We start from the raw sequence: 12,613 nt of genomic DNA, 5'->3' as shown, positions 1-12,613 counted from the left end.
CTTTTATTTATTTCAAATAACGATTATGATGCCATTTAGTTTTCTTCATTGCCAGGATAAAACTAATTAAATTGATTACCAAACCAATTAAATATAAAGTCATATTAATTTCATTAAATGCGATGTGTTGCATTCCATCTTGATAATATAATCTAGCAAAATTAGAGAAGAAGTGCATGATTATATTACCTAAGAACGGTGTTAATAGATACCAAAAGCCAGATATTCCCAAGTCATGATAACGTCTAACAGTTAACGACATTCCCGGAATATAATTAATCAATACCCAAATTGACATTACAAATTTTAATCCACTTAAATGAATAACTGGAATCATCGTTCCAAAGAAAAGAAGTATCACCATACTAACTAGGATATCCCAAATGACAACCCACCAAAACTCCAATCGGCTACTGTGACTTTTAAAATTAAAGTAGTGTTTCCAATACATTTTATATGCGGCTATAAAATTAACTTCCCCATTTTGCAATCATATCATCTTCCTTATTTTGATATATATTAATAAGTATATCAAAAATATATTAAAAAGATAATAAAAAATTTTCAATATTAACTCCGAATTTAATATTGAAAATTTTAATTGCTTTTAATGAATGATTAAATTTTAACGATATTTTCTTTATAGTACTGTTTCAATGCCAATGAAAAATCACCAACCGTTGCAGAACCATTATGCGGAACACTTGGCATTTGAATGTATTCCTTTAGATCACCAACATCAAGATAGTTATTAAATAATTGTTTAAAGTCTTTTCTGACCATGTCTAAGAATGGCTCGCTAACAACTCCGCCACCAAAGATAATTCGTTCTGGTCTAACAAACAAGGTGGCTTGAATGGCAGCTTGAGCAACATAATATGCTACATAACTCCATGATGGATCACTCAATGGGACGTCTTTTCCATCCTTACCAGTTCTGGCATTAAATGTTGGACCTGAAGCCAATCCTTCTAAACAATCATGGTGGTATGGACAGAGTCCCTTAAAGTTTTCGTCTCCCTTAGCCCGTTTTAAACGAACATGACCGGCTTCAGGATGACCAACGTAACCTAAGAAATGGCCGTTATTAACGATTCCAGCACCAACGCCAGTTCCAATTGTATAGTAAACTAATGAATGAAGTGGATGATGATTCTTAATTGAATTTATATATTCACCATAAGCCGATCCATTAACATCGGTTGTCCAATACATTGGAATCTTAAAGTACTTTTTCATCGTTCCAAGAAAATTAGTGTTAGCCCAGTATTTCTTAGGTGTATCAGTAATATATCCGTATTTAGGATTATCCACCCTAATTTCAATTGGTCCAAATGATGCAATCCCAATTGCATTCAAATTCTTAAATTTTTTAAAATATTTTACACATGCGCCTAAAGTTTCTTTAGGTGTCGTCGTTGGAATGTGGACGCTATCCTTAATCGTATAGTTTTCATCACCAACCGCACATACAAATTTAGTGCCGCCTGCTTCAATGCTACCAAATAACATTAAAATCACCTCTATGATTTTATGATGCATAATTACTATTTAATATCAGTTTCCTACGACTTAAAGATAGCATTATTTGTAAGCGTTTACAACAAAATAATCGTTTTAATTTCAAATCATTGTAAACGGTTTCATAATATGCTACTTTTATCTTGTAGATAAGTATCATCAATTCCAAGGGAGGGATTGCTAATGTTATTAGGAAGCATTGAATTTCGCGACCGTGAAGTTACTTGTGCTGTCAGTGATGGTCACATCAATATCAAAGATAAGGTTGAAATTCCATTAGATGATCCAAAAACAACGTTTTATAACATCGTTAAATACTTTAAGAACGTCAATCGAATTAATCCCATCGGTGCGATTGGCGTATCATCATTCGGACCGTTAGAATTAAGGAATTATTCACCTAAGTATGGTTACATTACTGATTCTTCAAGAAAAAACTGGTCAAACATTAATTTATTGGGAACTTTAAAACACTACTTAAATTGCCCAATGTCATTTACAACCGATGTCAATAGCACTGCCTATGGTGAATACATTCAGTCGATTTTAAATGACAAACCAATTATGTCATTGGTCTACATCACAATCAGTAAGGGTGTCGGTGCTGGAATCATCAACAATGGTGAAATGATTGGCTACCAAGGTAGCCCAGAAATTGGCCATATTTATCCTAAACGACCACAAAATGATCAAGGCTTTAAGGGAACGTGTCCATACCAAGGTGACTGTCTAGAAGGTTTAGTTGCTGAACCGACATTCCAAGCCCGATTCAACAAGAGTTACAACGAAATTTCAATGTTTAATCCCATTTGGGACGACGTTGCCTATTACATTGCTCAATCAATTATCCAAGCAACCCTCTTCATCAGACCACAGAAAATCATTTTGGGTGGGACCATTATTAACCCTATTCTACTTAAAAAAATCAAAATTCAATTCAATCGACTATTTAATCATTATGTTCCAGTTGGTGACCACGATAATCTAAACAATTATATTACATTATTATCTTCTTCAAGCAGTAAATTAGCCATTATTGGTAACATCTCATTGGCTAAAAAAGCATACTTCTCTAACTTTGATATGTACCAAAGTTCAATTGCGGCACAACAAAATAATTAATGTAAAACGTAATTAATAAAACAAAAAGCGGTTAAGGCAAATTTAACTTTGCCCTGATCGCTTTATTTTTTATTATCATTCAACAGATTTAACCCAGTCCGATTAAAAACTTCTATCACCGTTTTAGGATTAAACAGTTTGGTTTCCTTTTTAAATCCCATCTTCAGTTCAAAATATAAACCGTATAATTTCATTAAAAATAAATCTGGAATTGGTTCTAAATTATCAATACACTCTAAAGGACGTTTAGCCATTTGAAATTCATTTTGGTGATAGCAAATTTCAACGAAATTAATCATAATTGCCGCAATCGAAATCTGATAGTGAATATTCTTTTGTTGATGCTTCTGATACTGTCTTAAAACGGCATTGACCAAAAATGCCAATTCTTCAAAGTCATAGATCCACATTGTATTGGCAAAAATTTGCAGTGATTTTAATGATAAATTTGGATCAGAAAATAGTGCTTTTCTAAGTATTACTTTTTTTCGATTTGGAAAATGCTTTAATTGATGATTCATCATTGCTAAATCCAAATCAGCCATTAATTTATACACTTTTAAATGCTTGTCGTGCGTTTTAATCTGATCCATTTGACGTCTAATTCTTTTAATTTTACTTGGGTGGTTGCTATACATTGCAACATAGATTTTCTCAAACAATTTTGAGTAATCACTTTCAGGTAAATTTAAATTAGGCGTTTTTATTTGGTTAATAAACGCACCGGCATCAATGCGGTGAATCCGCAAAATTTGAATTAAATCCATGGTATTAATATCACTAATGCCATTTTCGACCTTCGAATAAAACGATGCCGATAAAACACCAGCTGCCATTTGAGCTTGCGTTAAACCTAGCTGTTGTCTCTTAGCTTTTAATAATTCAGGTAAATTAGTCATGTCAATCATCCAACTTTCTTAATTAATATTCTATATGGAAAATAATTATAAATTAAGAAAAATAACTTATTAATTGCTTCTTTTTACTTAGAATGAATCGTAATCAGTAAAAATGGAGGACTTAATATGCAAAAAAATTACTTTCATAACCGAATTTTTCGGGCCATGATTAATTCCAATTTGTTCGATGAACTTGGCACATACCTTTACATGATGGTGTTTATTATTTACGCCTCAAAAATTAGTCATTACCGTTCACTAGCTGTTTCACTTGCTTCACTAGCTATCATTATCCCCAACATTGCCAGTTTAATCAGCGGTTATTTAGCCGATCACGTTAATAATTTTTTCAAAACAATGATTCAGATCAGAATCACGCAAACAATCCTGTTTTTAATCATCACTTTTGGAATGAGTTTCAAACCTAGTTTCACAATTTTTATAGTAGTATGGATACTTGGCATCATTTCAGATTTTTTAGGCAGTTACAATTCATTGATTAACGTTCACGTTCTAAAATTAATTATTCAACCAACCGAAATGAACGATGCAATGGCTCTAAACCAAGGACTACTTAACCTATCATCAATTGTTGGTCAGGCTAGTGGTGTTACTCTAATTGCCCTGTTAAATTATCATTTTGAATGGGTGGCATTCATCAACGTCATTTCATTTATCATGGCACTAGTCATTCTTTTAAGCGTTAGAAACGATTTGAAACGGTTAACAGTTCATCAACAAAATCACAATCAAGAAAATGGTTTCATCAAACAAATTAAGCAATCTGCTAAAAATATTCCACATAATTTGCTAATAATGACGTTCATTTTTGCCGGTTTTAATTTCCTATCATCAAGCATGTTGCCGATGGTCAACGTTACATATTTAAAGGCACCCGTCCTGTGGTTTCATAATTATGGCACCACAATTGCAACTTTAAACATCGTTTCAACCGTTGGCACGTTATTAGGCATCTTTTTAATTAATGATTGGTTTAGAAAACTAAATATGAAACAGTTTATTATTTTAATCAGCGTGCTCATGATGATCTTTGGCAGCTTATTTTTAATGGCATCTTCAATCACAAAATTTTTAATTGTCGTAACACTCCTCATAACAAGCTACTTTTCAGGAAAAATCAGCCCGAAATTGTCATCACTAATTGTTAATCACGTTAACCGGAAGCAACTAGGAACCGTCGTTGGCTTCATGAACACCCTCATGCTATTAAGTACGCCGATTGGAAACGCAATTTTTCTGACACTGCTAAACCACTTTGGTAATAGTATTGCTTGGCTCGCTTTTATCAGTTGTTCATTCGTTTTATTAATATTCACAAGTATTAAGAGATTAAGTTAGGCAAACAAAAAATCCATCCCAGACCCGAAATCTGGAATGGACTTTATTTTATATTAATAACCTAAATTAAAGGTTATTTTGAATTGCTTTATTAACAGCATCTTTTTCTGAATCAATCAGGTTAACACGGCTGGTGACGGACTTAATGTCCATTTTAATTTCACGGGTTAAACCAGGAGTATTAATCTTGGGTTCGAAGAATGCTTTGAATTCATCTAAGCGTTTTTGAGTATGGAAGATGGCAGCTGAAACGGTAATGAATGAAGCAAATTCCATATCACCACCAACGGTATCATTTAACCATTGCCATTGGTCCCTTAACCAATCCCAAGCAGCCTGTTGACCCTTGTCATTAGCTAGAACGCCACGGTACCAGGAACGCAAATCCTGTGGTTTGATAACGTTACTGTCTTCAAACTTACTAATTAATTTTTGAATTAATTTTTGGTCAGGAGTTGTAGTTAAAGCGGCATCTAAATCAGCCTTGTAACTTGGATCAGTAGCTTTAGTGTAATCAGTTAATAATTGTTCAAATAACTTTTCACTACCATAGTTCTTAACTTCATTAGATAGTACAAAGACACGGATGTCAGCTGGCAATTTCAATAAATCATCAGCATGTTCTTCAAATAATTTATGAGCAGCTTCAATCGTTGATTGGTTCTTAGCATACAATGAAGCATTTAAAACGTATGGTCTGGTTAATTGATCATCATTTGGTTCGCCATCTTTCTTAGTCCATCCCAAACGCTGAACTTGTTTTTCACTCAGTTGGTTAACAAATTGTTTCAAGTGTTTTTCATCATCGGAACCAGGAGTAACAAACTTCTTCAAGTTAGCGACAATTCTGTATAATGCTGAATTAACAACCATAGAATGACTAGCTGCAAATTTCTTTAAGAATGGAATAACAGCAGCGTACGTTGTCTGTTTACCATCAGCTAATAATCTTAAGTCTTGTAAGACTTGCATCTTTGAAACCGGATCCATATCATCAGCGTGGTCTAAGATATCATTCAATAATGTTGGATCGTATTTCACGATAAAGTGAGAATTATTACCAACGTTTAATCTAAATGGTTTTCCAGCCTTCTGTCTGAGATCCTTGTAATCACCAAGGGTAGTTTCTTTATCAGTTAATAATGAAGGAGCGGCTTTGTAATTACCATTCAATGGAATTTGCCATTTGCGACCAGCATCTTTGCCATCACCAATGAAGAATTGCTTTTGTGATAACTTCAACTGACCATTTTCAACATAGGCAGAAACCACTGGGTAACCAGGTTGGTCTAACCATGAATGCATAATGGTGCCCAAATCAATGCCGGAAGCCTTCCCAAGTGCTGACCATAAATCATCACCAGTTGCATTATGATACTTATGAGCGGCAAAGTAGTTCTTTAAGCCATTTCTTAATGCATCGTCACCAATTAATGCCCGAACCATAACTAGCATTCTAGCACCCTTGGCGTAGACGATGGCCGGATCAAAAATGGCATCAATTTCAGCTGGCTTTTCAACATGAACATGAACGGGTTGAACCCCATCAGTGGCATCACGTTGGAGTGCCATTGGTGCTTCAACGGTCTGGAATCGATCCCAAATACGCCATTCGGGATGAATAGCATCGACTGAAACGTATTCCATCATGTTGGCAAAACTTTCATTCAACCAGAGGTCGTCCCACCATTTCATTGTAACTAGATCACCAAACCATTGATGAGCTAATTCATGGGTAACAACGGTGGCAACTGCTTGTTTATTAGATAATGAAGCATTGGCTGGATCTAATAACATGTAAGCTTCACGATATGTGACAAGACCCCAGTTTTCCATTGCACCAGCTGAGAAATCAGGAAGTGCTAATTGCCATGAATGTTGTAATGGATACTTAGTTTGATAGAAGTCTTCATAGAATTCAATTGCTTGTTTAGCAATCTTAAGTGGAAATTCTAATTCACTTGGCTTGTGAGCCTTGGTAGCGAAGACACCAATCTTAACGCCACTCTTGGTTTCGGTCATCTTGCTTTGTAAGTCACCAAATGCGAATGCAATTAAGTAAGTAGACATTCTAACGGTGGTTTCAAAATAGTGAACGCCATTTTCAACCTTTGCTTCAGGCATATTACTAATGGTGGTTTCACCAGGGTGTTCATCGTATTTGATGGCTAAACTAAAGGTTGCTTTAGCTTCTGGTTCATCAACACAAGGAAATGCTTGGCGTGCAAAATTGGTTTCAAATTGAGTCCCAATAATTTGCTTCTTTTCGCCATTTACTTCATAGTATGATGGATAAATGCCCATCATTGAATCAGTTAATGGAGCAGTGTAGTTAATTGTTAAAGTGACATCCCCTGCTTTTGCTAATTCAATGTTGATTTGATTAGCATCATTATCAACTGTAAATGAAGCATCCTTGCCATCTGCTTTGATAGATGAAACCTTAAGATCCTTTTCATGAACTGCAATTGATGATTCTTTAGCAGTTCCTTTGATTGTGGTTTTACCACTGATCAATTTCTTAGCACGATTAATATCTAAATAGATATCATAGTGTTCCGGTTGAAATCGACTGTAAAGTCTTGCAATCGCCATATCAAAAAAGCCTCCTCAATTATTTTTAATCAAAAATTCATCTTTTAGAATAATTACATTATATGCCATACAGTAAGAAAGTGCTACTTATCGGCATACTTAACCAATTTTAAGTAAATCATAATTTGCGTTCTTGACATAGAAACGACAAGCAATTATTATTTTAGAAAACGATTGTCTAATTTTAATGAATATATTTAGGAGAAAAAGATGGACATTTGGGAAACTTTATACAACAAAGCAAAAGCAGAATATCATCCTGGAAACGTTTCAAATTTTATTTACGCTCATAACGTTGTCTGTGCTGTTGAAGCGGAAAATGGTGATATATTTACTGGATTTTGTGTCGAAAGCAGTAGCGGTGTCTGTAACCTTTGTGCAGAAAGGGTTGCAGCTTTAAATATGTATGTTAATAGTGGTCAAACCGTAATTAAAAAATTGATTGCTTTTAGGAATCAACCACCGTTTGGTAAGGGCAGTGGAATGCCTTGTGGGGCATGTCGAGAATTTTTATTACAACTAAACATTAAAAATCGAGATGCCCAAATTTTGTCAGACTATAAAACTAGAAAGACAGTCGCCCTATCAACATTAATACCTGATTGGTGGGGAGATAGCAGAGCTAATGATTAATATGTAGACAAAAAAAGAAATGCACTATTCATGCATTTCTTTTTAATCGTCCTGTAAACTTATATTGACAAGAAGTAATTAAAAAAGCCGTCCCTAATACTTTGACAGAGTTGACGGGCAACTATTTTTAATTAATTGTCATAGTATGCTTAACAAATATGATATAATTAAATCAGCAAGAAGTTCTAAGGACGGTGGCTTGTTTTCAATCTAAGGAGATGGTTCAATGAATCATAATTCTTTTGGAAAGGATTCAAGCTAATGAGTGTTTTCAATTCACTTATGTTGATGCTGACTTTTGGCATCTTTTTAATCGCCTTGTTGACTTATATCGACAAGAAGTAATTAAAAAAGCCGTTCCTGAAAACTTTGACCGAGTTTATGGACGACTATTTTAATTAATTATCTATTTCACAAAGTCACTGTTCTTTAAACAGCTTGCTTAGAAAGGATTTAGGATCGCATTCCTAAGTCCTTTTTATTTTCACTATTATTATATAACCGATTTTAATTTAAGTAAACTGATAATTGTGCTTAATTTTTATTAAACGCCCTAACGGCATCCTGATCGTATTTTAACGGCGGGTATTTCAAATGACTGGTGTTACTAACACTATCTCGATCATGATAAATTTCAAGTGAAATAGGAGTCTTCCACTCCATGTTATAAACATATTCATAGGTCGTATGGTTTTCAGAAACCATGACGTCATCTTCCCACTGCCCATCATCAGTCCAGTTATAACTAATATGATTACTTTTAATAGCACTTTTATGAAGTTGTTGGGCACTCATGTAAGAATCAACAGACCCTCTAAAATAGGATTTATGCATTTGATAAATAGCGGTAATTACAATTGCAAATAAGCAAATAATGATAGCTAAGTAGGTTAAAATCTTTTTTAACATATATAATCACTTCACGATCTTATGTAAATAATCTGGTGTTCTAAATAAATATATTAGAATAATGATATCATTACACCAACATTTATAAAACAACATAGTTTATTTAAACACTTTAATAATCTTATCCGACATTGATTGAATCAATACCATCATTAAAATTAATAATCCACCAATGATTTCTACTAAATCCATTCTTAATCCAAGGAAGATAATGGATAGAATTGTAGCAGATAAGGGTTCAATTGAACTTAACATCCCCGTTGTTTCCGGTCTGATGTATTCTAAACTAGAAACGTAAAATAGATAAGCACAAACGGTCCCAATTAGAACTACAACGACCATTTCAGTCAATAAACTGGAAGTGAACTGCGGTTGTTTGCATAGAATAAAGTATGGAAAGAATGGAATACTGCCTAATAACATTGCCCAGCCACAAACTAGTTTGGCATCATAGTTCTTCAATAACTTAACTGGAATAATAGTATAACTAGCAGCGGCAACGCCAGCCATCAAGCCCCAGAAGATACCAAGTGGCGATAGTGAAATTGAAGTGATGCTCCCACTCGTTACCAGTAAAAATGATCCAAATAAAGCCAGGAAAATTGAAATAAAATCAAGAATTCCTGGTGCTTTAATTTTGCGTAGTACTAAATACATAATAATGAAGACGGGACCGGTCAATTGCAGAATGGTGGCAGTTGCAGCATTTCCATAGTTAACGGCCATGAAATAACTAAATTGTGACGGTAAAATGCCAAAAAAGCTAAAGTAAATCAAACTAATCCGAAAATGATGATCGTGCCAAATGGTAAAAATCGAAGCATGATTCATCATGATGTATAACGATAATAAAATTAAACCGCCAAAGAACAAGCGGATGCCAACAACCCACACTGGTGAAACACCGGTCGATGTAAACATGAACTGAGCAACAGTCCCAGAAACGCCCCAGCATAAGCCGCCTAACACAACTAAAAAGATTCCTAACTGCTTTTTACCCATTTTTGATCGCCACTTTTTATAAAATTATTATCATTATACAACAAAAATGAATTAATTTTAGTTGTGATTTAAACTTTGTTCGTTTATGATGATTTGCTTCAATTCAAATCAGTTATATAATCAGGATGAAATAAAAGGACCTTAGAGCTGACACTCTAAGTTCCCTTCAAGCAAGCTGTTTTGGAAACAGTGACTTTTGAACAAACAACAATTAATTAAAAAAATGCCAAATGAATAAACTCTAAAATCAGACCTCAACGTCTAATTTTAGAGTTTTATTTTTTCTGATGCCACGTCATTTGATATTCAAATCCTTTGGTATCACGATCCAAATCACGTGTTTGAACAGCAAAGTTGTTTTTCCGATAGAACCTAAAAGCGGTTCGATTCTTTATATAAACCGATAACTGTAAATGATTATGACTTTTCTTCACTTCATTTAATAGTTCAGTTCCGAGCCCCATTTTTCGATATTTTTGATCGACAAATAATCCAGCAATGTAATCGCCCTGCAGCCCTAAAAAGGCGACAAGTTTGTTGCTAACGTCATCTACATATAATTACGCTTTAGGTAATAAGTTTTTCACATTATCATAATTATCCATCCAACAATTTTTAGGAATGAAATCATGCGCATCTAAATTGCCATTTAACCAAATCTTTAAAATTTGATTTAGTTGATGATCTGATACTTGATTTAATTTAACAATCATTTTGAATTCTTAATCATCTGATTTAATTCTTTGGATTCACCAAGATCAATATCTTGAACATTTAATATTGCATCCATATTAAAGCCTTTCATGTCATCTAAAAATTCTTTACTGTGCATGTACTTTTGATTTAATTCATGTAAATTATCATTAGAAGAAACCAAAGCAAAAATACGTGTATTTTCTTCTTTATTATTTTCAATAAAAACGTTATGAACGTGAATATTAAACTTAGGTAAACTAATTAAATGTTTCTTCCAATGCTTTTGCATATATTCTTCAGCGTACTTTTTGTTTTTAATTGTATATATTCTTAACTGGTACATATGAGTAAAACCTCTCTTTTTTAAATACTCAGGTTATTATACCAGTATTTTTATCTTTTAAAAATGAAACGTTTAATCACTTCTCGCTGACTTAATTTCTTAATCTCGTCCGCACTCAAAAATGGTTCGCGACTATTCAAAGCTAGTTGCTGGAATTGTTGAGCCTGTTTCATCCCATACCTGACCAGCGAATGTCTACGAATGTGTGGAACTAACCGTCCGCACTTCGTTAATTTGGGATGTTCAATCTGGTTTTGCATATCAATAATTAAATCTAGATATTGTGAATCTAAATCTTGGCTAAACACGAACCGTTTTAATGATTGGGTAAAGCGCATTGCATCCCTTCGATATTGAAATGGTTCTTCTGGATTGGCCAATGCAACCTTTTCATTCATTCGATTAGCACGATTAATTTGTGGCATGACTAAGTTTGGTGAAATTGGTTTGCTTACTAAAAAGTAAAGCAACATCAATTGAATTATCTCAAGGGTTTTAATATCAACCCCAAACGGGCTGGTGTAATCCAAATCAAAAATGCGGAACTCTAAGTATTCAATCCCCTTTTGAGGTAACTCATCTAAAGTTGCATTGGGATTTCTAAACCGAATTGGCCCATGAAATTCGGAAGGTGCAATAATAATCTTTTTGCTGATGCCATCTTGAATTCTTTGAACGTATCTTTGTAAATTGGTGTAGTCACCGTTCAATTCGTCAACAAAGCCATATTTACGGCTCTGCCTCAGACTACGAACCAAATGATTGGGATGTTCGCTTGGTTTATAATAATTATTCTCTGCTAGTGGACTAGCACCAAGCAGATAGGTCAATAACCAGCGATATTTGATCATCCCTTGGGCAATTTTTAAATAAAGATGGCTTTTTAAATCATTAGCTGAATCAAATTGATCGGTTTGTCTTAAAATTTGCTCGATGAAGGATTGATGCAAGCAAAAATTTAGATGAATACCACAGGTTCCACCGTGTGAAATGCCATTCCGCTTGCGAATGTTTTCAAAGTAAGCTCGTTTTTGCGGATTAACCTTCGATAACATTTCGGATCCTTGATGTTGTGGCAAAATTGGCGGCATTGAAAACGGCCAGAGTAATTCATGATGATTTAAATTGCGTCTTAAAACATAGTTCAATTGTTTCAAACCATTGGAAGACGCAAAAATATTTTTGCCTGGATCGGTCACCTGTTCAGCCATTGATTCTAAATAATCCTTTGTGAAGTAGGATTTTGTCTTCTTACTTTCCACAATCAACGGTGAATCAGTATTCACTAAATGACCGTTAGGCTGAACCCGATTCATCTCAAGTTCAATTCCCATCCTTAAATTAAAATCATTTTGAATCAAGCCATTTTTTGCAATGATTTTACCAATTTTACTTAACATTAAATCACCCACCTTGATTAAATTGATATTATCATAACACTAAATAGTTATGAATAATATATATAAGTTAAGGCGGGTGATTTAATTAACAAAGTTCAAAATTGACTTTAGAGTTCTCATTTTGTATCATAATT

12 protein-coding genes and 1 pseudogene are annotated in these 12,613 nt (G+C 34.0%); 4 read left to right on the top strand and 9 right to left on the bottom strand.

The genetic code is table 11. The features are described from left to right. Positions 1-7: 7 nt before the first annotated feature. Both WR164_RS01315 and WR164_RS01310 read right to left on the bottom strand, forming a co-directional pair. Positions 8-490, bottom strand: a complete 483-nt coding sequence (locus tag WR164_RS01315; protein ID WP_286135744.1) for a DUF805 domain-containing protein — start codon at positions 488-490, stop codon at positions 8-10. A gap of 128 nt (positions 491-618) precedes the next feature. Further along, positions 619-1,512 carry an ROK family protein gene (locus WR164_RS01310; RefSeq protein WP_286135743.1) on the bottom strand — a complete coding sequence of 298 codons (894 nt, stop codon included), beginning with the start codon at positions 1,510-1,512 and terminating at the stop codon, positions 619-621. 192 nt (positions 1,513-1,704) lie between these two features. Between WR164_RS01310 and WR164_RS01305 the strand changes: the two genes are divergently transcribed. After that, entirely contained in the window at positions 1,705-2,643 is a 939-nt protein-coding gene (locus tag WR164_RS01305; RefSeq protein ID WP_286135741.1) for an ROK family protein, read from the top strand. 62 nt (positions 2,644-2,705) lie between these two features. Here WR164_RS01305 and WR164_RS01300 read toward each other — a convergent pair whose 3' ends face one another. Next, positions 2,706-3,542 carry a helix-turn-helix domain-containing protein gene (locus WR164_RS01300; RefSeq protein ID WP_286135740.1) on the bottom strand — a complete coding sequence of 279 codons (837 nt, stop codon included), beginning with the start codon at positions 3,540-3,542 and terminating at the stop codon, positions 2,706-2,708. A gap of 126 nt (positions 3,543-3,668) precedes the next feature. Between WR164_RS01300 and WR164_RS01295 the strand changes: the two genes are divergently transcribed. Beyond that, on the top strand, positions 3,669-4,901 hold the full coding sequence (locus tag WR164_RS01295) for an MFS transporter (RefSeq protein WP_286135739.1): 1,233 nt from the start codon (positions 3,669-3,671) through the stop codon (positions 4,899-4,901). Between the two features lie 66 nt (positions 4,902-4,967). Here the strand turns inward: WR164_RS01295 and WR164_RS01290 are convergent, their stop codons facing one another. Continuing rightward, positions 4,968-7,496: a M1 family metallopeptidase gene (locus WR164_RS01290; protein WP_286135738.1), complete on the bottom strand. Its 2,529-nt coding sequence runs from the start codon at positions 7,494-7,496 to the stop codon at positions 4,968-4,970. 210 nt (positions 7,497-7,706) lie between these two features. Here WR164_RS01290 and WR164_RS01285 point away from each other — a divergent pair, with 210 nt between their 5' ends. Together WR164_RS01285 and WR164_RS01280 are read left to right on the top strand one after the other, a co-directional pair. Then, entirely contained in the window at positions 7,707-8,129 is a 423-nt protein-coding gene (locus WR164_RS01285) for a cytidine deaminase family protein (protein ID WP_286135736.1), read from the top strand. Positions 8,130-8,390: 261 nt separating this feature from the next. Next, positions 8,391-8,474, top strand: coding sequence for a putative holin-like toxin (locus tag WR164_RS01280; RefSeq protein WP_286136874.1), 84 nt, complete (start codon positions 8,391-8,393; stop codon positions 8,472-8,474). Positions 8,475-8,663: 189 nt separating this feature from the next. Here WR164_RS01280 and WR164_RS01275 read toward each other — a convergent pair whose 3' ends face one another. The 5 genes and pseudogenes from WR164_RS01275 to WR164_RS01260 form a co-directional block, all read right to left on the bottom strand. Continuing rightward, positions 8,664-9,038, bottom strand: coding sequence for a DUF3139 domain-containing protein (locus tag WR164_RS01275; RefSeq protein WP_286135735.1), 375 nt, complete (start codon positions 9,036-9,038; stop codon positions 8,664-8,666). Positions 9,039-9,137: 99 nt separating this feature from the next. Further along, a complete protein-coding gene (locus tag WR164_RS01270; RefSeq protein WP_286135734.1) occupies positions 9,138-10,040 on the bottom strand; it encodes an EamA family transporter in 903 nt (300 codons plus the stop codon). A gap of 275 nt (positions 10,041-10,315) precedes the next feature. Next, positions 10,316-10,573 (bottom strand): annotated as a pseudogene (locus WR164_RS08410) (GNAT family N-acetyltransferase); the annotation flags it as partial. A gap of 176 nt (positions 10,574-10,749) precedes the next feature. After that, the gene (locus WR164_RS01265) at positions 10,750-11,079 is read right to left on the bottom strand and encodes a hypothetical protein (RefSeq protein WP_286135733.1); all 330 of its coding nucleotides are present in this window, start codon (positions 11,077-11,079) and stop codon (positions 10,750-10,752) included. 50 nt (positions 11,080-11,129) lie between these two features. Further along, positions 11,130-12,479 carry a glutamate--cysteine ligase gene (locus tag WR164_RS01260; RefSeq protein WP_286135732.1) on the bottom strand — a complete coding sequence of 450 codons (1,350 nt, stop codon included), beginning with the start codon at positions 12,477-12,479 and terminating at the stop codon, positions 11,130-11,132. Positions 12,480-12,613: the final 134 nt, after the last annotated feature.

The sequence above is a fragment of the Philodulcilactobacillus myokonensis genome (assembly GCF_027923585.1).
GTDB classification, from domain to species: Bacteria; Bacillota; Bacilli; order Lactobacillales; family Lactobacillaceae; genus Philodulcilactobacillus; species Philodulcilactobacillus myokonensis.
The sequence above is the reverse complement of the archived record's forward strand: the minus strand, read 5'-3'. Positions and strand labels throughout refer to the sequence as shown.